The following is a 20,251-nucleotide window of genomic DNA, read 5'->3' on the forward strand; positions in this document are numbered from 1 at the left end:
CGTCCGGCGAAGGATCACACCCCGAAGTACCGCTGTGCCGCCCGCACGCCCGCCACCAGCGCGTCCACCTCGGCCGGCGTGTTGTAGACGTAGAAGCTCGCCCGGGTCATCGCCGGGATGCCGTACCGCTTCACGATCGGGCGGGCGCAGTGGTGGCCGACGCGGACGGCCACGCCCCGCTCGTCCAGCACCTGGCCCACGTCGTGCGGATGGATGCCGTCGACCGTGAAGGACACGGCCGAACCCCGGTCGGTGAGCTCCGCGGGACCGACGATCCGCACGCCCGGGACCTCGGCGAGCAGCTCCAGGGCGCGGGCCGTGAGCGCGTCCTCGTGCGCCGCGACCTCCGCCATGCCGAGCCGCTCCAGGTACTCCACCGCCGCCGCGAGCCCCACAGCCTGCGAGGTCATCGGTACGCCCGCCTCGAAGCGCTGCGGCGGCGGAAGGAAGGTGGTGCGGTCCATCTCCACGATCTCGATCATCGAGCCGCCGGTGAGGAACGGCGGCAGGCCCGCGAGCAGGTCCGCGCGGCCCCACAGCACGCCGACGCCGTTCGGCCCGAGCATCTTGTGCCCGGAGAAGGCCAGGAAGTCCGCGCCCAGTTCGCTCACGTCGACCGGGCGGTGCGGCACGGACTGGGCGCCGTCCACGACCACCAGGGTGCCGAACGCGTGGGCGCGGTCGGCGAGTTCGCGGACCGGGTTGATCGTGCCGAGGACGTTGGACTGGTGGGTGAGGGCGAGCACCTTGGTGCGCTCGTCCAGCAGCTCGTCGGTCCGGGACAGGTCGAGCCGGCCGCCGTCGGTGAGCCCGAACCAGTCCAGGCTCGCCCCGGTCCGCTCGGCGAGCTGCTGCCAGGGGACCAGGTTCGCGTGGTGCTCCATCTCCGTCACGACGATCCGGTCGCCGGGGCCGAGCCGGCCGGCGTTGCCCAGCGCGTAGGCGACGAGGTTGATGCCCTCGGTGGTGTTCCGGGTGAAGACGACCTCGTCGGCGGCGGCGCCGACGAACCGGGCGACGGTGTGCCGGGCCTGTTCGTACGCCTCCGTCGCCTCGCCCGCCAGCTGGTGCGCGCCGCGGTGCACGGCCGCGTTGTGGTTCAGGTAGAAGTCCCGCTCGGCGTCGAGGACCGGCAGCGGTTTCTGGGTGGTGGCGCCGGAGTCCAGGTAGACGAGCGGGGCGCCGCCGTCCAGGGTCCGCTCCAGGATCGGGAAGTCCTTGCGCAGCGCGTCCACGTCGAAGGGCACGGCCGGTCACCTCTCACGCTTTTGTCATCGGTTCTCCGTGAGAAACGGTAACCGCTCCTCACGGAGAACCGCAAGGATTACCATGAGAACCGTGGATCACGAGGCCCCCGTATACCTGCACCGGCTCCCGGTCCCGGGCGAGGACCGGTACGTCTCGCTGGCGCTGGTCAACACGCGCTTCACCGTCAGCCACGGAAAGGTCGACCTGCTCGACGGCACCGAGGCCGCGCATCTCTGGCTCGTCCGGCACCGGCTGCTGCCCGACCGGGTGGAGATCGACGGCGGGCAGTCCGGCCGGCTGCGCGGCCTGCGTGAGGCGCTGCGCGCCCTCTTCCGGGCCCGGGTCACCGCGGCGCTCCCGCCGACGGACGCCCTCGACGCGCTCAACGCCGCCCTCGCCGCCGCGCCCGCCACCCCTCGCCTCGCCTGGACCTCGGACGGTCCGCGCCGCGCCGACCTCCCCGACGCCGGCGATCCGGCCGCCGCCGCGCTCTCGCTGCTCGCCGAGGACGCAGCCGAGCTGCTCACCGGCGCCGACGCCGGCCAGCTCACCGAATGCGCCGCCCAGGGGTGTGCCCGCTGGTTCCTGCGCTCCCACGGCGCCCGCCGCTGGTGCACGACCAAGTGCGGCAACCGGGTCCGCGCCGCCCGGGCCTACGCGGCCCGCAAGACCGGTTCGCCGTCCTGATGTCGTGGCCGATCCAAGTCGTTGCATAAAACTGCAGCGCTACGTATAGTCATGCCATCACGAGGAGGATGGACATGGCGGTACGTGCGGCGGTGGCCGGAGCGAGCGGATACGCGGGCGGAGAGGTCCTGCGTCTGCTCCTCGCGCACCCCGAGGTCGAGATCGGTGCCCTGACCGCGAACTCCAACGCGGGCCAGCGCCTCGGCGCGCTCCAGCCGCACCTGCTGCCGCTCGCCGACCGGGTGCTGGAGGAGACCACGGCCGAGGCGCTCGCCGGGCACGACGTGGTCTTCCTCGCGCTGCCGCACGGGCAGTCCGCCGCCGTCGCCGAGCGGCTCGGGCCGGACGTCCTCGTGGTCGACATGGGCGCCGACTTCCGGCTGAAGGACCCGGCCGACTGGGAGCGGTTCTACGGGTCCGGGCACGCCGGCACCTGGCCCTACGGCCTCCCCGAACTTCCGGGTGCCCGCGCCGCGCTGGAGGGGTCCAAGCGCATCGCGGTGCCCGGTTGCTACCCCACCGCCGTCACCCTCGCCCTGTTCCCCGCCTACGCGGCCGGACTCGCCGAGCCGGAAGCGGTGATCGTCGCCGCGTCCGGCACCTCCGGCGCGGGCAAGGCGCCCAAGCCGCACCTCCTCGGCAGCGAGGTCATGGGCTCCATGTCGCCGTACGGCGTCGGCGGCGGCCACCGGCACACCCCCGAGATGATCCAGAACCTCAGCGGTGCCGCGGGGGAGCGGGTCGCCGTCTCCTTCACGCCGACCCTGGCACCGATGCCGCGCGGGATCCTCGCCACGTGCAGCGCCTCCGCCGTCGCGGGCGTCTCGGCGGACTCCGTCCGCGCCGCCTACGAGAAGGCCTACGCCGACGAGCCCTTCGTCCATCTGCTCCCCGAGGGCCGGTGGCCCACCACGGCGGCCGTCCACGGTTCCAACGCCGTTCAGGTGCAGGTCGCGTACGACGAGGCCGTGGGCCGCATCATCGCGATCAGCGCCATCGACAACCTGACCAAGGGCACCGCCGGCGGTGCCGTCCAGAGCATGAACCTCGCCCTGGGTCTTCCCGAGACCACGGGGCTTTCCACGATCGGAGTCGCACCGTGAGCGTCACGGCAGCCAAGGGATTCACGGCGGCGGGCATCGCCGCCGGGATCAAGGAGAACGGCAACCCCGACCTGGCCCTCGTGGTCAACAACGGGCCCCGCCGTGCCGCCGCGGGCGTCTTCACCTCCAACCGTGTGAAGGCCGCGCCGGTGCTGTGGTCCGAGCAGGTCCTCAGGAGCGGCCAGGTCTCGGCCGTGGTCCTCAACTCCGGCGGCGCCAACGCCTGCACCGGCCCCCGGGGCTTCCAGGACACCCACGCCACCGCCGAGAAGGCCGCCGACGTCCTCGGCCGGGGAGCCATCGAGGTCGCCGTCTGCTCCACCGGACTCATCGGCGTCCCGCTGCCCATGGACAAGCTGCTCCCGGGCGTCGAGGCCGCCGCCGCCCAGCTGTCCGAGCACGGCGGCGAGAAGGCCGCCATCGCGATCAAGACCACCGACACCGTCCACAAGACCTCCGTCCGGACGAAGGACGGCTGGACCGTGGGCGGTATGGCCAAGGGCGCCGGCATGCTCGCCCCGGGCCTCGCCACCATGCTGGTCGTCCTCACCACCGACGCCGACCTCGACAGCGAGACCCTGGACAAGGCCCTGCGCGCCGCTACCAAGGTCACCTTCGACCGGGTCGACTCCGACGGCTGCATGTCCACCAACGACACCGTGCTGCTGCTCTCCTCGGGCGCCTCCGGCGTCACCCCGGAGTTCGCCGGGTTCGCCGCCGCCGTGCGCGAGGTCTGCGACGACCTCGGGCAGCAGCTGATCCGGGACGCCGAGGGCGCCAGCAAGGACATCAAGGTCGAGGTGGTCAACGCGGCGAGCGAGGCGGACGCCGTCGAGGTGGGCCGCTCCATCGCCCGCAACAACCTCCTGAAGTGCGCGATCCACGGCGAGGACCCCAACTGGGGCCGGGTGCTCTCCGCCATCGGCACCACCGGGGCCGCCTTCGAGCCGGACCAGCTCAACGTCGCCATCAACGGCGTCTGGGTGTGCAAGAACGGCTCCGTCGGCGAGGACCGCGAACTGGTCGACATGCGCTACCGCGAGGTGCACATCGTCGCCGACCTGGCCGCGGGCACCGAGACGGCGACCATCTGGACCAACGACCTCACCGCCGACTACGTCCACGAGAACAGCGCCTACTCGTCATGAGCACTCGCAAGCACACGGCCCTGCCGAAAGCCCAGATCCTCGTCGAGGCGCTGCCCTGGCTGACCCGGCACCACGGCAAGATCGTCGTCATCAAGTTCGGCGGCAACGCCATGGTGAACGAGGAGCTCAAAGCCGCCTTCGCCCAGGACGTCGTCTTCCTCCGGCACGCCGGCCTCAAGCCGGTCGTGGTGCACGGCGGCGGCCCGCAGATCAGCGCCGCCCTCGACCGGCACGGCATCGTCAGCGAGTTCAAGGCGGGCCTGCGTGTCACCACCGAGGACGCCATGGACGTCGTACGGATGGTGCTCGCCGGGCAGGTGCAGCGCGAGCTGGTCGGCCTGCTCAACCAGCACGGGCCGCTGGCCGTCGGACTGACCGGCGAGGACGCGCACACCATCACCGCCATCAAGCACCAGCCGGAGATCGGCGGCGAGCTGGTCGACATCGGCCGGGTCGGCGAGATCACCGAGATCGACACCGGCGCGATCGAGGCGCTGCTGGCCGACGGCCGCATCCCGGTCGTCTCCTCGATCGCCCGCTCCCAGGACGACCACCATGTCTACAACGTCAATGCTGATACGGCGGCTGCGGCACTCGCTGCGGCACTGGGCGCCGAAACCCTCATGGTCCTCACCGACGTGGAGGGCCTCTACGAGGACTGGCCGAACTCCGACGAGGTGATCAGCCGCCTCACCGCTTCCCAACTGGAGAAGCTGCTCCCGGAGTTGAGCTCCGGGATGGTGCCGAAGATGGAGGGCTGTCTGCACGCCGTGCGAGGTGGCGTGCGGACCGCCCGTGTCATCGACGGCCGGGTCCAGCACTCGATCCTGCTGGAGATCTTCACCGACGAAGGCATCGGCACGATGGTCGTGCCCGACGAACAGGGGGAGTCATGAGCAACCAGGAGCTGACCGAGCGCTGGCAGGGCGCCCTCATGAACAACTACGGCACCCCCCGCCTGCCCCTCGTGCGCGGCGAGGGCGTGCGGGTGTGGGACGCCGAGGGCCGTGCGTACCACGACTTCGTCGGCGGCATCGCCACCAACGCCCTCGGCCACGCCCACCCGGCGGTCGTCGAGGCCGTCGGCCGGCAGATCGGACAGCTCGGCCACATCTCCAACTTCTTCATGGCCGAGCCCACCGTCGCCCTCGCCGAACGGCTGCTCCAGCTCTTCGGCCGGGAGGGCCGGGTCTTCTTCTGCAACTCCGGCGCCGAGGCCAACGAGGCCGCCTTCAAGATGGGCCGGCTCACCGGGCGCACCCACGTCGTCGCCACCCACGGCGGCTTCCACGGCCGGACCATGGGCGCCCTCGCGCTCACCGGCCAGCCCGCCAAGCAGGAACCGTTCCGGCCGCTCCCCGGTGACGTCACCCACGTCCCCTACGGCGACGCGCAGGCGCTGGCGGCGGCGGTCACCGAGGAGACGGCCCTGGTGATCATCGAGCCGGTCCAGGGCGAGAACGGGGTCGTCGTGCCCCCGGCCGGCTATCTGAAGGCCGCCCGCGCGATCACCGCCGCCACCGGCGCCCTGCTGGTCCTGGACGAGGTGCAGACCGGCATCGGCCGCACCGGGACCTGGTTCGCGTACCAGGCCCACGAGGGTGTGCTCCCCGATGTCGTCACCCTCGCCAAGCAGCTCGGCGGCGGACTGCCGCTCGGCGCCACCGTGGCCTTCGGCCGGGCCGCCGAACTGCTCCGGCCCGGCCAGCACGGCAGCACCTTCGGCGGCAACCCGGTCGCCTGCGCGGCCGGGCTCGCCGTCCTCGACACCATCGCGAACGAAGGACTGCTGGAGAACGTCAAGCGGCAGGGCGAGAAGCTGCGCCAGGGAATCGAGGGCCTCGGCCACCCGCTGATCGATTATGTACGGGGTGCCGGCCTGCTCCTGGGTATCGTGCTCACCGGGCCGCACGCACCTCAGGTGCAGCAGGCGGCCCAGGAGGCCGGGTTCCTGGTGAACGCCCCCGCCCCCGACGTCGTACGGCTCATGCCGCCGCTGAACCTCCACGACGACGAGGCGGGTGCTCTTCTCCAGGCGCTGCCCGGCGTTCTCGACGCAGCGAACCCAGTGGATGGGGACGGACGATCCGGAGAATAGGACGACGATGAGCCAGGCGCAGGAGCACGAGCCGGCGGGCGGTGCCGGACCCGCCGTGCCGCAGACGCGTACCGCGCGGCACCGCCGGATCGTGGACATCCTCAACCGGCAGCCGGTGCGGTCGCAGAGTCAGCTGGCCAAGCTGCTCGCCGACGACGGGCTGAGCGTCACCCAGGCGACGCTCTCCCGGGACCTCGACGAGCTGAACGCGGTGAAGATCCGCAACACCGACGGCGAGCTGATCTACGCGGTGCCGAGCGAGGGCGGTTTCCGCACGCCCCGTGCTCCGCTGGGGGAGTCGGCGAAGGAGGAGCGCATGCGGCGCCTCTCCCAGGAACTGCTGATCTCCGCGGAGGCCTCGGCCAACCTCGTGGTCCTGCGCACCCCTCCGGGGGCGGCGCAGTTCCTCGCCTCGGCGATCGACCAGGCGGAGCTGCACGACATCCTGGGCACCATCGCCGGTGACGACACCCTGATGCTGATCAGCCGGAGTCCGACCGGCGGGCAGGCGCTGGCGGACCACATGCTGCGACTGGCACAGAACGGGCACTGAGCCCGCATGCGGCGCCCCACCCGCCGGCGGAGAATGGGAATGTGATCTTCCGCGGCGGGCGGGCAGGTGGGCGGGCAATCCCCTGGCGGCCGTCGGCCGTACACAGAGGTGTGTCGGGTTTCCGGTCCCCCGTGGACCGTCTCCCGGACGAGGCGCTGCTGTCCGGGCTGGCCACCGGTGATCCGGAACTCGCGGTCGTCTTCGTACGCAGGTTCCAGCACCGGGTCTTCGGGGTCGCCATGGCCGTCACGGGCGACGTGCAACTCGCCGAGGACGTCGCCCAGTTGACGTTCGAGCGCGCATGGCGTCACGCCCAGATCTACGACTCGCGGCGCGGTTCGGTCGGCACCTGGCTGACGACCATCGCGCACAACCTCGCCGTCGACGCCGTCCGGGCACGGCGGACCGAGCCGATGGCACCGGAGGACCTCGACGCCGTGATCGGCGCTGTCACCGACACCCCCGAGCAGTGGGCGCTGGCCGACGAGACGTCCGCCCAGCTGCGGGCCGCCGTGGCGAGGCTGCCCCGGGAACAGGCCAGGGCCCTGGTGATGGCGGGCATCTACGGGATGACCGCGCAGCAGATCGCCGACGCGGAGCGGATCCCGCTGGGCACCGCCAAGACGCGGATCAGGGCCGCCATGGCGAAACTGCGCACCACACTCGCGTCTCCGAAGCGAGGCGACCATGTCCAGTGACGCGAACTGCGACAAGCTCCGGGAGATCGGCGCCGAGCTGGCGCTGGGCGTGCTGCCCGGCCGGGAGCGCGCCGAGGCGGTCGCCCATCTGGACCGGTGCGCGGACTGCCGGGAGTACGTCCGCCAACTCACCCTCGTCGGCGACCGGCTGATCGGCCTGCTGCCGGACCGCGAGCCCCCGTCCGGGTTCGAGAACCGGGTGGCGCGCAGGCTGGCCGAGCAGCTGCCGGCACCCGAGGGCGCCGTGGGTGCCTTCGGCCGCGCGTCCCGGAGACTGCGCGGGCGTGCCCGGCGGGCCCGGCTGCGGCTCGCGGCCGTCGCCACCGCGCTCACCGTCGCCGTCGGCTTCGCAGGCTGGGGGATCGGCACCGCCGTCGAGCAGATCGTCGCCTCCGCGCCCGCTCCCGGGTCCGAGCCCATGCTGGTCGGGGACATGACCTCGACCGCGAGCGGCGGCGGCACCGTCGGCGAGGTCTACGCCCACCCCGGAGCCCCCGGCTGGATCTTCGTCTCCGTCGCTCTCGCCGGACCGCACGCCTCGTACACCGGCATGGTCACCTGCCTCCTGGAGCACTCCGACGGCACGACCGTGCACGTCGGCGACTTCCCCCTGGCCCGCGGACGCGGCGAGTGGGGCGTGGCCGCTCCCGGCGACCTCTCGACCCTGACCGGTGCCCGGCTGACGACATCCGGCGGCACCGTCCTCGCCACGGCCCACCTGCAGAAGGGCCATGTCGTGGAGTCCGGGGAGTGAGGCCGGACGCGCTCCGCCTCAGGACCGCTGCGGCAGCATCGCCCCCAGGGCCCCGGCCAGCTCGGCGACCGCCGGCCGCGCCGCCGGGTCGGCCCGCAGACAGGCGTCCACGGCGGCGGCCAGCGCGGCCGGCAGCCGGCGCCGGGACGCGACCGGCGGTGCCGTCCCCACCGCTTGCGGGCACCGGCAGTTCGCGCCGCCGGACCCGGACCCGGACCCTGACCCGGACCCGGACCCGGTCTCGTCCCCGGTCCCCCCGCAGCCGAACGGACCCTCACCGCACGCGACCTCGTACAACGTGACGCCGATGCCCCACACGTCGGCGGCGGCCGTGAGCGGGCCGCCGGCGGCCTGCTCCGGAGCGAGGTAGCAGCACGTGCCCAGCCCGGCGGGCGCCGGCCCGGGCGGCCGGGCGAGACTCAGGTCCAGCACCTTGGCATGACCGCGCTCCACCACCACGTTGGACGGATTGAGGTCCAGATGCAGCAGACCCCGGCCATGCAGGTAGTGGACCGCGGAACACAACTGCACGCCGAGGAGCGCCACATCGGCGACGGCCGGCCGCCGCCGCAGCCGCCGGACGAGATGGGACAGCGTCTCCCCGGTCAGCGTCTCCAGGACGACGAGCGGCTCGGGGGCCACGACGGTCTCGTACCCCCGGACCAGGTGCGGGTGGCTGAACTCCCGCAGCCACCGGCCCTCGCGCAGCAGCCGCTCGCCGAGCCCCGCGTCGTCCCCGAGGTCCGGCCGCACCGTCTTGATCACACACCGGCAGGCCCGTTCCGCGCTCCACGCGTCGTACACGTCGAGCCAGCCGGTGCGGGTCAGGTGCGCCAGGATCTCGTACCCCGGCGCCGGACTCGTGCCCGGGGCCAGGGGAGCGGGTGCGGGGCCGCTCATGACAGCACCGTTCCCGCGCCGAGCCGGTGCAGCCGCGCGTACGTGCCCTGGTCGCGGAGCAGGTCGTCGTGGGCACCGTGTTCCACGACCCGGCCGTGGTCGAGCACCACGATCCGGGCGGCGTCGCGGACGGCCGGCAGGTGGTGGGAGATGACGACGGTCGTCCGCCCGGCCATGAGCCGGCGCAGCGGATCCATGATCCGCCGGCCCGACGCCGTGTCGAGCCCGGTGGTCGGCTCGTCCAGCAGCAGCACGGGTGCGTCCCTGATCATCGCGCGGGCGATCGCCAGCCGCCGGCACTGCCCGCCGGACAGGGTGCGGCCGCGCTGTCCGACCAGGGTGTCGTAGCCCTCCGGCAGCCGCTCGATGAACTCGTGCGCGTCGGCCGCGCGCGCCGCCGCGACGATGTCCGCCTCGCTCGCCCCCGGCCGGCCGTAGGCGATGTTCTCCCGCACGGTGCCGTGGAGGACGAGCGTCTCCTGGAGCACCACGGCGACGTTCTCCCGTACGTCGGCCGGCCGCAGTTCGCGGAGATCGGTCCCGTCGAGCCGGACCGCTCCACGGTCGGGGTCGTAGAAGCGCAACTGGAGCTTGGCGACCGTGGACTTGCCGGCCCCGCTGGCACCGACCACCGCCAGTGTCTCGCCGGGGGACACACGGAAGGAGACGTCCGACAGTGCCCACGCGGAGGCACCCGGATACCGGAACCAGACGCCGTCGAACTCCACCTCGCCCCGCGCGCGGCCGATCCGCCGGGCTCCCGGGGCCTGGACGACCTGCGGGCGCTGGTCCAGCAACTCGATGATCCGCTCGGCCGAGGCGGCGGCCGCGTAGAAGGTGGTGCCGAGACCGGACAGGCCGTGGACCGGGCCGTAGAGCTTGCCGATCAGCGCCAGGAAGACCAGCAGTCCGCCCAGCGTCAGCTGTCCCTGGGCCAGCTTCCAGGTCCCCAGGCCCAGGACCGCGAGCCCGCCGGTCACCTCGATGGTCTCCACGACGGGGCCGTAGACGGCCCGGATGCGCACCGAGGCCATCGCCGCCCGGAACCTGCCCGTGTTCTCCCGCTCGAACCGGGCCTCCTCCCACCCCTGCCGGTTGTACGCCTGCACCAGGGCGACGTTGCCGAGCGCCTCCTCGGCGACCGCGCTGAGCGAGCCGCCACGCCGCCTGCGCTCCCGTGAAGCGGCCTTGAGCAGCTGGGCGAAGTGCCGCGCGGCGGCCCAGAACAGCGGCACGACGACCAGGGAGAGCAGGGTCAGGTCCCACCGCAGGTAGAACAACAGGCCCAGGAAGACGCCCAGTTGGACCACGTAGTACAGGACGTCCGCGACGCCCGAGAGCAGGAACGTCTCGACCGCGTCGACGTCCCCGGTGATGCGGGACAACACGTCCCCGAGCCGCCGGCGTTCGAAGAATCCGAGCGACAGCCCCTGCACGTGCCGGAACACCTCGGAGCGCAGCGAGAGCAGGAAGCGCTCGCCGACCCAGGTGGACGTCACCTCGTCGGCGAACCCGAGTGCCCCGGAGCAGACGACGAGTCCCACGCAGGCCGGCGCGATCCACCACAGCGGCCGCGGATCGCGGGGCACGAGCACGCCGTCCACCACGGTCTTGAGGAGCCAGATCTCCGCGGCGTCGGCGGCCGGTCCGGCCAGGCTGAGGAGGAGAACGGGGACGAGCCAGCGGCGGCCGCCGCGCGTGTAGGGCCAGAACCGCCGGAACACCTCGCGGGGCGCGACGACGGGCGCGGCCGCGACGACGCCGTCGGAGGCCTCGCCCACCGACAGCAGACGCCGCAGGACGTGCACCACGGGACGCGTTCCTCGGGGACCGGCGAAGCGGACCGGGTGCTCGGACAACCGGTCCGCTCGGCCTGGTGTGCGATCTCAGTAGCCGTCGTGGTCGTGGCGGTGGCCGTGACCGTGGCGGTTGCCGTGGGAGTGGCGGTGGCCGTGGTCGTGGCCGTGGTGGTCGTGGCGGTGACCGTGGTGGTGCTGCGAGGTGTCCTTCCGGTGTTCACTGCGCAGGGCGGGCAGCAGAGCGCTGAAGACAGCCATGGTGTTCCTCCCGGGTCGTGCTGTACCCGGAGTACGTCCCGGAGCGGGAAACGGATGGCTCCGCGGCGGAAAAAGTTGCTGGGAAAGACCGCTCGGCCGAGCCGTCCCGGGAAGCCGGTGTCAGCCCAGCCGCGCCGCGAGCCCGCCGGTGCACCGCACCTCGTCCCCCGCCGTGATCAGCAGCGCCTCCACGTCCGGCAGGGACTCCAGCCAGTCCAGCCCCGCCCGCGAGCCCATCGCGAACGCCGCCGTCGCCCAGCAGTCCACCCACGTCAGCCGAGGACCGACCACCGTCACGGCCACCAGGTCCGTCACCGCCGACTTCCCGGTGCGCGGATCCACGATGTGCGCGCCCCGCTCGGCCGTGCCCGAGGTCGCCACCGACAGTTCGTCCACCCCCGCCGCCGAGATCACGGCCGCCAGGCCCCCCGGCCGGAGCGGATCCGACACCCCCACCCGCCAGGGCCGCTGTGGCTCCGGTGTGCCGAGCAACTGCACGTCCCCGCCCCCGTTGACGCTCACTCCCCGCACCCCGGCCACCCCCGCCAGCAGCCGCGCCGCCCGCTCGGCGGCCCAGCCCTTGACGATGCCGGTGGGGTCCAGCGAGCCCCGGTAGCGGGTGCTGAACCAGCCCTCGCTCACCCGTTCCGCCTCGGCCGCGAGGTCCAGCACCTCGGCCACCTCGGGCGCGCACTCCGCCACCGTCAACTCGCCCCGGGCCAGCCGCGAGACCTCGCTGTCCTCGCGGTAGGTGCTGAACACCCCGTCCGCCCGGTGCAGACCGTCGATCGCCCCGGCCAGTGCCTCGCGCACCGCCCGGGGATCCCCGCCGCGGACGTCAAAGGAGAAGACGGTCCCCATGACCTCCTCCGCGTGACGCACCGCGGCGGGAGCCTCAGCCGACTCGGCCACCCTGTCAGCCACCGGCCTGGTCCAGCGCCGACTGGAGGGACTGCTTGTAGCCGGTGCTGGTGTAGGTGGCGCCGGAGACGGCGTCGATATTCGCGTTGCCGGCCGTGACGGCCTCCTGGTTGAGCTTGGGGACGGACAACGCCGTTTTCTGGTCGCTGAGCCCGCCCTTGGGTGCCTGCACGGCCTCTGCCCTGGTGATCTTTCCACCGTTGACCGTGATCCGCACCTGGACTGGTCCGTACTGGGTCTGCGCGACCTTCCCGGTGACCGTACGGGCCTGCGCCGCACCCGAGGAGCCGGAAGAGCCGGAGGCACCCGAGGAACCGGAAGAGCCCGCCCCGGAGGAAGCGGCCGACTTCATCCTGTCCAGCGCCGACTGGAGCGACTTCCGGTAACCGCCGCTCGTGTACGTCGCCCCGGACACCGCGTCGATCTGCGCGCTCTGCGCCGCCACGGCCTCCTGGTTGAGCTTGGGGACGGCGAGGGCCGTCTTCTGGTCGCTCAGCCCGCCCTTCGGCGCCTGCACCGCCTCCGACTTGGTGATCTTCCCGCCCGCGACGGTCAGCCGTACCTGCACGGTCCCGTACTGGGTCTGCACCGCGTCACCGGTCACCGTGCCGCCCGCCGAACCGGACGAGCCCGCCGCCTGCGCGCCGCCCTGCGGCGACTCCTGGGCCGCCGTCGCCGGCGGGGCCGCGCCCGCCGCCGACGCCGCGGCCGGATCGGAGCCCGGCTTCAGCGACAGCAGCAGCACGACACCGGAGACGGTCGCGGCGGTGGCCAGCACGACCCGGCGAATGGGATGGCTCTTCCTCATCTGTCCGTATCTCTCCGTGAGCGCCGGTCACATCTCGAACGACTCGTGGTGGATGCGGCGGGCGGGGACCCCCGCGCCGCGCAGTGCCTCGTACACCGACTGCGCGAACCCGGCCGGGCCGCACATGAAGACGTCGTGCCGGTCGATGTCCGGGATCTTCCGCTGGAGGTTCTCCGCGGAGATGTCCGGGCGTTCCCCGTCGGGGCTGTTCACCGCGTACATCAGCCGGGCGCCCCGCTCGTCGGCGATCTTCGCCAGCTCGTCCCAGAGCGCCAGGTCCTGGGTGCTGTTGGCCCGGTAGAGCAGGGTGATGTCTCCGGCCGCGCCGGGCAGCGTCTCGAACAGCGCCCGCATCGGGGTGATGCCCACCCCGCCGGCGACCAGCAGCACCTTGCCCCGGCTGCGGCGCTGCGCGGTCATCGCCCCGTACGGCCCCTCGGCCCACACCCGGGTGCCGGGCGTCAGCTCCCGCAGCCGGGCGCTGTGGTCACCGATCGCCTTCACGGTGATCCGCAGCATGTCCGGACGGGGCGCCGCCGACAGCGAGTACGGGTGCGAGCTGAACCGCATCCCGGGGGCCAGGAACCGCCAGCGGAAGAACTGGCCGGCCTCCGCACCCATCCGGTGCAGCTTCCGCCCGCCGATCAGCACCGAGACGATGCCCGGCGTCTCCTCGATGACGGCCTCCACGCGCATCCGGTGCCGGAGGTTCAGCCGGATCGGGGTGATGATCCGGTACCAGATCACGAGCGCGGTGACCGCACCGTACAGGCCGTACCAGAAGGTCTTGGCGGCCGGCTCGACCGCGAAGTCGTTGCCGGTGGTGATCTGGTGCCAGAACGTCAGGAACACCGCCGCGTACGTCATCAGGTGGACGTGGTACCAGGTGTCGTACGGCATCCGGCGGCGGATCCCGCCGACCGAGGTCAGCCCGATCAGCACGAACAGGCCCGTGCCGACGGCCGCCTTGCCCACGTCGGGCAGTTGGTTGATGGAGTCAACGGTCTGCTGCACGATGTCGCCGAGCGACTTGCCCGCCTGGAGCGCGTACCCCCACATGGTGAGGAAGACGTGCGCCACGATGAGGCAGAGGGTGTAGCGGCCGCTCATCGCGTGCCAGCGGGCCACCCGGTCCGAACCGACCCGCCGCTCCAGCGCCGGCACGCGCGCCATCTGCAGCACGACCAGCGCCATCAGATAGCCGGCCAACAGGCCGGTGATCCGGCCCGCGTTGAGTATCCGTCCGGTGTTGTCGGCGATGGACGGTGTGTTGTGCCACCAGAGCCACAGCACGGCCGCCGCGCCCGCCCAGACGGCGAGCAGCAGCGGTACGGCCGGGCTGCGGCGCGGGCGGATGCGGCGCATCGTCTGGCGGCGGGCGGCACGTCCGCCTGCGAGCGTGGTGGTCACGGTTCCTCCGTGGGGACTTGACCCTTGGCCCACAGATACGTGCCGCGTGCGCCGTGTGTTCAGAGTCCGGCCGAGTCCAGTGCGGACTGGAGGGACTGCTTGTAGCCGGTGCTGGTGTACGTGGCTCCCGACACCATGTCGATCTCCGCGCTCTGCGCGGCCAGCGCCTCGCGCCGCAGCTGGGGCAGCGCGTAGCTGTTGATCTCCTGGTCGCGCGGGTTGTCCCGCGGGTACTGCACCGCCGTGACGTCCGTCAGCTTGCCGCTCCTGATGGTGACCCGCACCTGGACCGGGCCCCAGCGGGTCTGCACGGTCTCACCGGTGGCAGTCTTGGTGACCGCGCCCTTCGTCCCCGGCGTGGAGCCGCCGGCCGGAGCCGAACCGCTCGACACCGAGGGCGACTTGGTGTCGGCCGTGGCCAGCGTGGGACCGGTGTGCGGCTTCAGCGACAGCAGCAGCACCATCCCGGAGACCGTGGCGGCACTGGCCAGCACGATGCGACGCAGGGGGCGGTTCTTCTTCAGGGCATGCACGTGTTCTGCCTCACAGCTCTCACAGCTCTCACAGCTCGAACGACTCGTGGTGGATACGGCGGTCCGGGACCCCGGCCGCCCGCAGCGCCTCGTACACGTCCCGTGCGAAGCCGTGCGGCCCGCAGAGGTAGACGTCGTGGCCGGCGAGGCCCGGGAAGGTCGCGCGCAGCGACTGCGCCGAGATGTCCGGGCGCTCCCCGGACGGCCCGTTCAGCGCGTACAGCAGCTGCGCGCCGCGCCAGCGGGCGATCGCCTCCAGTTCCTGGCCGAGCGCCAGGTCCTCGGCGCGGCGCGCCCGGTACAGCAGGGTGACCTCGCCCGGCAGCGTCTCGAACAGCGCGCGCAGCGGGGTGACCCCGACGCCGGCCGCGATCAGCAGGGAGCGGTGGCTGGTGGCGCGGTCGGCGGTCAGCGAGCCGTAGGGGCCCTCCGCCCACACCCGGGTGCCGGGCCGCAGCAGCGCGACGGCCGCGCTGTGGTCGCCGAGCGCCTTGACCGTGATCCGCAGCAGGTCCGGGCGCGGCGGCGCCGACAGGGAGTACGGCGTCGACGTCCAGCGCAGGCCCTCGCCGAGGAAGCGCCAGCGGAAGAACTGCCCCGGCCGCGCGCCCAGCTCGTCCAGGTACCGGCCGCGTACCACGATCGAGTACACACCCGGTGCCTCCGCGTGCACGGACTCCACACGCAGCTGGTGGCGCCGGTTGAGGCGGACCGGGGCGAGGATCCGGAACCACAGCACCAGGGCCGCGACGCCCAGGTACAGCGCGTACCAGGCGGCGGTCGCCACCGGCTTGCCGTTGAACTCGTTGCCCAGGGCCAGCTGGTGGAAGAAGGCCAGGAACACGGCCGCGTACGTCAGCAGGTGGACGTAGTACCAGAACTCGTGGCTCGTGCGGCGGCGCACCGCCCGGGCCGAGGTGATGCCGACCGCGAAGAGGATCACCGTGCCGGCGGTGGCCTTGAGCATGTCCGGGTAGTCCAGCACGACGGTCACCGTCTCGTGCCAGAACGAGGCCCGGTCCTGGGCGGCGTACCCGGCGAGGATCAGCACGATGTGCGCGACCAGCAAGGACACCGTGTACCGGCCGGCCATCGCGTGCCAGCGCGCCACCCGGTCCGAGCCGATCCGCCGCTCCAGCAGCGGCACCCGCGCCATCAGACCGACCAGCACCGCGCAGGCGTACCCGCACAGCAGCCCGGCGATCCGCCCGGCGCCGGTCAGCCAGCCGGCCGTACCGACCACGGAGCCGGTGCCCGCCCACCACAGCGCGACCACGGCCGCCGCCCCGGCCCAGAGCACGGCCAGCACGGGTCCTGCGGGGGAGCGCCGTGTGGTCGCCGGCGGGGCCGCCCGCCGCGTATCCACGGTGGTCATCAGTGGCTGTCCCTTCGTCCGTCGTACCGGGCCACTGTGCGGCGCGAAGCTCTGAACCACCTCTGAGGAACCCCGTGACCAGGGACTTTGAGAGCGGACTCAGAGAGGTTTCTCAGCCGACGTTCAGCGGACGGGTGGGCGCACTCACAGTAAATTCAGAGCCGAGGCGGTACGCCGCACCCCGCCGTCCGGGTGATGCTGGTGGGCGAGATGAACACCACCCGTTCCGGCCGCCCCGCCCTCACCCGACCCGACGGCACCCCGCTGCGCGTCCTCGTCGTCGACGACGACCCCGACCTCGCGGAGGTGCTCACCGGCGCCCTGCGCTACGAGGGCTGGGAGGTGCGCGCTGCGGGGGACGGCGCCTCGGCCCTCGCCGGTGCGCGCGAGCTGCTCCCCGACGCGGTCGTCCTGGACGTGATGCTCCCGGACACCGACGGCTTCGCGGTGCTGCGCCGGCTGCGTGAGGTGAAGCCGGACGTCTGTGTGCTCTTCCTCACGGCACGGGACGCGGTCGAGGACCGTATCGCCGGGATCACCGCGGGCGGCGACGACTACGTCACCAAGCCCTTCAGCCTGGAGGAGGTCGTGGCCCGGCTGCGCGGCCTGCTGCGCCGGGCGGGCATGGCCCGGCAGCAGGAGGACGGACCGCGGCTGGTCGTGGGCGACCTGGTGATGGACGAGGAGGCCCGCGAGGTCATCCGGGCCGGTGAACTGATCGAGCTCTCCCCGACCGAGTTCGAGCTCCTGCGCTTCCTCATGCGCAACCCGCGCCGCGTGCTCAGCAAGGCGCAGATCCTCGACCGGGTCTGGTCCTACGACTTCGGGGGCCGGGCCCATGTGGTCGAGCTGTACATCTCCTACCTGCGCAAGAAGGTCGACGCGGGCCGCGAGCCCATGATCCACACCGTGCGCGGGGCGGGCTACGTCCTGAAACCGGTGGCCAAGTGAGGCGCCCGGACGTGCGTCTCCGCCCGGCCCGGCTGCCCCGCCCCCGCACCCTGCGCGCCCGGCTCACCTTCGGCCTGGTGGTGCTGCTGGCGGTGAGCTGCGCGGCCGTGGGCGTGGCGGCGGTCGTCGAGCTGAACGGCTTCCTCACCCAGCGCCTGGACGAGCAGCTCGCCCAGGTCGGCACCCGCTTCCCGGAGAGCCTGGAGCACCACGGCAGGCTGACCGACGACCACGACGGGGACGAGCAGGGCGACACCCGGAGGATGGCCACCGGCACCTTCGGTGCCCGCCTGCTGAACGGCACGGTCACCAACAAGGGCCTCATCCGCTCCGGCGACCCGGCGGCGGACCTCACCGTCTACCTGACCGGGCAGGACGCCGCCCGGCTGGCCCGGGTACCGGTCGACGGCCGGGCCCACACCGTCGAGCTCTCCGCCCTGGACGACTACCGGGTCGTCGCCACCGCGGGCCGGGACGGGGACGTGCTGATCGTCGGGCTGCCGCTGGAGGGGGTCCAGGCCACCGTCCACCGGCTGGAACTGGTGGCCGGGAGCGTCTTCGGCCTGGCCCTGCTGGTGACCGGGGTGGCCGGGGGCCTCTGGGTGCGCTGGTCGCTACGGCCGCTCAGCAGGGTCGCCGCCACCGCCACCCGGGTCAGCGAGCTGCCGCTGGCCAACGGCGAGGTGGCGCTGCCGCCGCGCGCGCCGGACGCCGACCCGGGCACCGAGGTCGGCCGGGTCGCCGCGGCCTTCAACCGCATGCTCGGCCATGTCGAGGACGCGCTGACCAAGCGGCACGCGAGCGAGGAGCGGCTGCGCCGCTTCGCCGCCGACGCCAGCCACGAGCTGCGCACCCCGGTCGCCTCGGTCCGCGGCCACGCCGAACTGGCCCTCCTCCACCCCGGCCCGGTGCCACCGGAGGTGACCCGCGCCCTGCAGCGCATCGCCGCCGAGTCCTCCCGCATGGGCCTGATGGTCGACGACCTCCTCCTGCTCGCGCGCCTCGACGCCGGCCGCCCGCTGGAGCGCCACCCCGTCGACCTGACCCATCTGGTCCTGGACGCGGTCACGGACGCCCGCGCCACCGGCCCCGACCACCGCTGGACCCTGGACCTGCCCGAGGACCCGGTGACGGTGCCGGGCGACGCCCACCGCCTGCAACAGGTGTTGGCCAACCTGTTGGCCAACGCGCGTTTGCACACCCCTGCCGGCACCAAGGTGACGGTCACCCTGGAAGCCGGCGCCGACGGGGCCGTCCTCCGCGTCCACGACGACGGCCCCGGCGTCCCGGAAGAGGTCCGGCCCGGCGTCTTCGAACGCTTCACCCGGGCCGAACACCGCCGCCACCCGAACGCCTCCGGCGCCGGCGCGGGCCTCGGCCTGTCGATCGTGGCCGCGGTGGTGGAGGCGCACGGGGGAACCGTGGGGCTGGAGAGCAGAACGGGGTCCACGACGTTCCGGGTCGGTCTGCCGACCTGAGCCGCGCGGGGCTGTGCCGGCCTGCGGCTGGGCCCACAGTCAGTACCGGGTGACCGCCGTGTCCCCGTCCACGGTCCCGATGGCGATGTGCGGCCGCGTCCCGGGCTTCGCCCACCGCAGGATCCGCTGCATCGCGTCCTCGGGCACCGACACACAACCGGCCGTGGCTCCCGCACCGTTGACGTGCAGGAAGATTCCGGCGCCGCGCCCTCGCACCGGCTGGGCGTAGTTGAACCCGATCACGAGCGCGTACGCGTACTGCGTCGAGTAGGAGACGAGGTGCTCGGACTCCGACGCCCGGCAGTCGCCCGGCAGCGGATCCACCCACCGGTTGTACGACCCCGAGTCATTGTCCTGGCACCACCACGAACTCTCCGTCACGGCCCGGTACTCGACGCCCGTCCCGGTCGGCGCCGCCTTGGTCCCGAAGCCGAACGGGAGGTCGTACAGCCCGGTCGGTGTGGTGTTCGTGCCCTGTTTGCGGGAGGTCCCCTCCGCCAGCCCGTTGGCCCCGAACCGCGCCGGGGCGGATCCGGCCCGCACCCACTGGCCGTCCCGCAGGTCCCACCAGGTGAGGGCGCCCGAAGTCGAGCCCACGTCCGGTGCCTGGGCCGTGATCAGCTGGCCGCCGCCGCCGGTGTCCGCCATCTGCGCGGGCAGCGGCCCGGAGCCGGGGTCCGGTGCGAGACCGAGCAGGGCGAGCGAGGACGCGGACACGAGGGCGAGCACGACACCGGGGCGCATGGCTCAGACGGTAGACGGCGGCAGCGGCAACGGCAGCCCGGGTAGTCCGTCCAGGCTCGTCGCGATGTGTTCCTTCTTCTCGAAGTACGCGGCCAGCGAGGCGTCGTCCTCCCGGGCGAAACGCTTCCCGTGTAGGTCGCGGTCGCTCTCGTACGCCATGTAGGGGACGGCGTACCCGCAGGTGTCGCGGATCAGCTCCGCGTGCACGACGATGACGGCGCGCAGCCCGTGCAGGCTCGGGTCGATGCCGGGGAAGTGGGCGACCAGTTCCCTGAAGCGGGGGTCGTCCCGGAAGACGGGCTCGCCCCTGCCGTGCACACGCACGATGTTCGGGGGGCCCTGGAAGGCGCACCACATCAGGGTGATCCGCCCGTTCTCCCGGAGGTGCGCGACGGTCTCGGCGTTGGATCCCGCGAAGTCGAGGTAGGCCACGGTCAGTTCGTCGAGCACGACGAAGGAGCCCTTGAGGCCCTTGGGGGAGAGGTTGACCGTGCCGTCGCCGGACAGCGGGGCGGTCGCGGTGAAGAAGAGGGGCTGCTCCTCGATGAACGTCCGGAGCCTGCCGTCGATGCGCTCATAGGTCTTTCCCATGTCTAACGATTATTCACGCAAGTCCTTCGACTGTCTAAGGAAATTCCGGAGGGGTCCGCCATCCGGACACGCCGTGACCGCCCCGGCCGGCGCCGGCCGGGGGGGGGGCCGCGGGCGGCGGGCGCACACGGTGAGGGGGGTGGGGGGCGCGGGGGGGGGGGGAAGGGGGGTGGGGTGAGAGTGTTGATATCGCG

At 72.8% G+C, this 20,251-nt stretch carries 21 protein-coding genes; 10 read left to right on the forward strand and 11 right to left on the reverse strand.

Translation table 11 applies throughout. The features are described from left to right. Positions 1-14 precede the first annotated feature (14 nt). Positions 15-1,247, reverse strand: coding sequence for a cysteine desulfurase (locus tag AB0D93_RS22440; RefSeq protein ID WP_362121888.1), 1,233 nt, complete (start codon positions 1,245-1,247; stop codon positions 15-17). Between the two features lie 82 nt (positions 1,248-1,329). On the opposite strand from AB0D93_RS22440, the gene AB0D93_RS22445 reads away from it, so the two are divergent. The 8 genes from AB0D93_RS22445 (at position 1,330) to AB0D93_RS22480 (ending at position 8,289) form a co-directional block, all read left to right on the forward strand. Next, positions 1,330-1,935, forward strand: a complete 606-nt coding sequence (locus tag AB0D93_RS22445; protein ID WP_362121891.1) for an ABATE domain-containing protein — start codon at positions 1,330-1,332, stop codon at positions 1,933-1,935. A gap of 74 nt (positions 1,936-2,009) precedes the next feature. Then, on the forward strand, positions 2,010-3,038 hold the full coding sequence (gene argC, locus AB0D93_RS22450) for an N-acetyl-gamma-glutamyl-phosphate reductase (protein WP_362121893.1): 1,029 nt from the start codon (positions 2,010-2,012) through the stop codon (positions 3,036-3,038). Next, the gene (gene argJ, locus AB0D93_RS22455) at positions 3,035-4,186 is read left to right on the forward strand and encodes a bifunctional glutamate N-acetyltransferase/amino-acid acetyltransferase ArgJ (RefSeq protein WP_362121895.1); all 1,152 of its coding nucleotides are present in this window, start codon (positions 3,035-3,037) and stop codon (positions 4,184-4,186) included. Before argC ends, argJ begins: the two co-directional genes overlap by 4 nt. Then, positions 4,183-5,082: an acetylglutamate kinase gene (argB, locus tag AB0D93_RS22460; RefSeq protein ID WP_362121896.1), complete on the forward strand. Its 900-nt coding sequence runs from the start codon at positions 4,183-4,185 to the stop codon at positions 5,080-5,082. Before argJ ends, argB begins: the two co-directional genes overlap by 4 nt. Next, the gene (locus AB0D93_RS22465; protein WP_362121898.1) at positions 5,079-6,284 is read left to right on the forward strand and encodes an acetylornithine transaminase; all 1,206 of its coding nucleotides are present in this window, start codon (positions 5,079-5,081) and stop codon (positions 6,282-6,284) included. The genes argB and AB0D93_RS22465 overlap by 4 nt, the downstream gene beginning before the upstream one ends. Positions 6,285-6,291: 7 nt before the next feature. Then, positions 6,292-6,837, forward strand: coding sequence for an arginine repressor (locus AB0D93_RS22470; RefSeq protein ID WP_362121900.1), 546 nt, complete (start codon positions 6,292-6,294; stop codon positions 6,835-6,837). 110 nt (positions 6,838-6,947) lie between these two features. Beyond that, positions 6,948-7,535 carry a sigma-70 family RNA polymerase sigma factor gene (locus AB0D93_RS22475; RefSeq protein ID WP_362121902.1) on the forward strand — a complete coding sequence of 196 codons (588 nt, stop codon included), beginning with the start codon at positions 6,948-6,950 and terminating at the stop codon, positions 7,533-7,535. Further along, positions 7,525-8,289, forward strand: a complete 765-nt coding sequence (locus tag AB0D93_RS22480; RefSeq protein ID WP_362121904.1) for a hypothetical protein — start codon at positions 7,525-7,527, stop codon at positions 8,287-8,289. The genes AB0D93_RS22475 and AB0D93_RS22480 overlap by 11 nt, the downstream gene beginning before the upstream one ends. Before the next feature lie 18 nt (positions 8,290-8,307). On the opposite strand, the gene AB0D93_RS22485 is transcribed toward AB0D93_RS22480, so the two are convergent. The 8 genes from AB0D93_RS22485 to AB0D93_RS22520 form a co-directional block, all read right to left on the reverse strand. Beyond that, positions 8,308-9,189, reverse strand: a complete 882-nt coding sequence (locus AB0D93_RS22485) for a serine/threonine-protein kinase (RefSeq protein ID WP_362121906.1) — start codon at positions 9,187-9,189, stop codon at positions 8,308-8,310. After that, positions 9,186-11,000, reverse strand: coding sequence for an ABC transporter ATP-binding protein (locus AB0D93_RS22490; RefSeq protein ID WP_362121908.1), 1,815 nt, complete (start codon positions 10,998-11,000; stop codon positions 9,186-9,188). The genes AB0D93_RS22485 and AB0D93_RS22490 overlap by 4 nt, the downstream gene beginning before the upstream one ends. Before the next feature lie 75 nt (positions 11,001-11,075). After that, complete coding sequence (locus tag AB0D93_RS22495; protein WP_362121909.1) at positions 11,076-11,246, reverse strand: hypothetical protein; 171 nt, start codon at positions 11,244-11,246, stop codon at positions 11,076-11,078. Between the two features lie 120 nt (positions 11,247-11,366). Continuing rightward, positions 11,367-12,107: an FAD:protein FMN transferase gene (locus AB0D93_RS22500; protein WP_362121911.1), complete on the reverse strand. Its 741-nt coding sequence runs from the start codon at positions 12,105-12,107 to the stop codon at positions 11,367-11,369. Between the two features lie 55 nt (positions 12,108-12,162). After that, positions 12,163-12,975, reverse strand: a complete 813-nt coding sequence (locus AB0D93_RS22505; protein ID WP_362121913.1) for an FMN-binding protein — start codon at positions 12,973-12,975, stop codon at positions 12,163-12,165. A 27-nt stretch (positions 12,976-13,002) separates the two neighbouring features. Next, on the reverse strand, positions 13,003-14,385 hold the full coding sequence (locus AB0D93_RS22510; RefSeq protein ID WP_362121915.1) for a ferredoxin reductase family protein: 1,383 nt from the start codon (positions 14,383-14,385) through the stop codon (positions 13,003-13,005). A gap of 59 nt (positions 14,386-14,444) precedes the next feature. Next, positions 14,445-14,918: an FMN-binding protein gene (locus tag AB0D93_RS22515; protein WP_362121917.1), complete on the reverse strand. Its 474-nt coding sequence runs from the start codon at positions 14,916-14,918 to the stop codon at positions 14,445-14,447. 28 nt (positions 14,919-14,946) lie between these two features. Then, on the reverse strand, positions 14,947-16,293 hold the full coding sequence (locus AB0D93_RS22520; RefSeq protein ID WP_362121919.1) for a ferric reductase-like transmembrane domain-containing protein: 1,347 nt from the start codon (positions 16,291-16,293) through the stop codon (positions 14,947-14,949). Positions 16,294-16,503: 210 nt separating this feature from the next. Here AB0D93_RS22520 and AB0D93_RS22525 point away from each other — a divergent pair, with 210 nt between their 5' ends. Together AB0D93_RS22525 and AB0D93_RS22530 are read left to right on the forward strand one after the other, a co-directional pair. Further along, entirely contained in the window at positions 16,504-17,244 is a 741-nt protein-coding gene (locus tag AB0D93_RS22525; protein ID WP_362121920.1) for a response regulator transcription factor, read from the forward strand. An 11-nt stretch (positions 17,245-17,255) separates the two neighbouring features. Further along, positions 17,256-18,722: a HAMP domain-containing sensor histidine kinase gene (locus AB0D93_RS22530; RefSeq protein WP_362121921.1), complete on the forward strand. Its 1,467-nt coding sequence runs from the start codon at positions 17,256-17,258 to the stop codon at positions 18,720-18,722. A 39-nt stretch (positions 18,723-18,761) separates the two neighbouring features. On the opposite strand, the gene AB0D93_RS22535 is transcribed toward AB0D93_RS22530, so the two are convergent. Next, positions 18,762-19,466 (reverse strand): L,D-transpeptidase family protein, encoded by a 705-nt coding sequence (locus tag AB0D93_RS22535; RefSeq protein WP_362121923.1) that lies wholly within the window; start codon positions 19,464-19,466, stop codon positions 18,762-18,764. Between the two features lie 3 nt (positions 19,467-19,469). After that, the gene (locus AB0D93_RS22540) at positions 19,470-20,057 is read right to left on the reverse strand and encodes a pyridoxamine 5'-phosphate oxidase family protein (protein WP_362121925.1); all 588 of its coding nucleotides are present in this window, start codon (positions 20,055-20,057) and stop codon (positions 19,470-19,472) included. Positions 20,058-20,251: the final 194 nt, after the last annotated feature.

The organism is Streptomyces sp. NPDC048191 (assembly GCF_040652655.1).
In the GTDB taxonomy this organism is placed as follows: domain Bacteria; phylum Actinomycetota; class Actinomycetes; order Streptomycetales; family Streptomycetaceae; genus Streptomyces.

What these genes read in the sequence shown, in the direction of transcription:
- AB0D93_RS22445 (WP_362121891.1), top strand. Translation starts at nt 1,330, where the DNA reads ATGAGAACCGTGGATCACGAGGCCCCCGTATACCTGCACCGGCTCCCG.
- argC (WP_362121893.1), top strand. Translation starts at nt 2,010, where the DNA reads ATGGCGGTACGTGCGGCGGTGGCCGGAGCGAGCGGATACGCGGGCGGA.
- argB (WP_362121896.1), top strand. Translation starts at nt 4,183, where the DNA reads ATGAGCACTCGCAAGCACACGGCCCTGCCGAAAGCCCAGATCCTCGTC.
- AB0D93_RS22465 (WP_362121898.1), top strand. Translation starts at nt 5,079, where the DNA reads ATGAGCAACCAGGAGCTGACCGAGCGCTGGCAGGGCGCCCTCATGAAC.
- AB0D93_RS22470 (WP_362121900.1), top strand. Translation starts at nt 6,292, where the DNA reads ATGAGCCAGGCGCAGGAGCACGAGCCGGCGGGCGGTGCCGGACCCGCC.
- AB0D93_RS22480 (WP_362121904.1), top strand. Translation starts at nt 7,525, where the DNA reads ATGTCCAGTGACGCGAACTGCGACAAGCTCCGGGAGATCGGCGCCGAG.
- AB0D93_RS22485 (WP_362121906.1), bottom strand. Translation starts at nt 9,189, where the DNA reads ATGAGCGGCCCCGCACCCGCTCCCCTGGCCCCGGGCACGAGTCCGGCG.
- AB0D93_RS22495 (WP_362121909.1), bottom strand. Translation starts at nt 11,246, where the DNA reads ATGGCTGTCTTCAGCGCTCTGCTGCCCGCCCTGCGCAGTGAACACCGG.
- AB0D93_RS22500 (WP_362121911.1), bottom strand. Translation starts at nt 12,107, where the DNA reads ATGGGGACCGTCTTCTCCTTTGACGTCCGCGGCGGGGATCCCCGGGCG.
- AB0D93_RS22505 (WP_362121913.1), bottom strand. Translation starts at nt 12,975, where the DNA reads ATGAGGAAGAGCCATCCCATTCGCCGGGTCGTGCTGGCCACCGCCGCG.
- AB0D93_RS22520 (WP_362121919.1), bottom strand. Translation starts at nt 16,293, where the DNA reads ATGACCACCGTGGATACGCGGCGGGCGGCCCCGCCGGCGACCACACGG.
- AB0D93_RS22525 (WP_362121920.1), top strand. Translation starts at nt 16,504, where the DNA reads ATGAACACCACCCGTTCCGGCCGCCCCGCCCTCACCCGACCCGACGGC.
- AB0D93_RS22535 (WP_362121923.1), bottom strand. Translation starts at nt 19,466, where the DNA reads ATGCGCCCCGGTGTCGTGCTCGCCCTCGTGTCCGCGTCCTCGCTCGCC.
- AB0D93_RS22540 (WP_362121925.1), bottom strand. Translation starts at nt 20,057, where the DNA reads ATGGGAAAGACCTATGAGCGCATCGACGGCAGGCTCCGGACGTTCATC.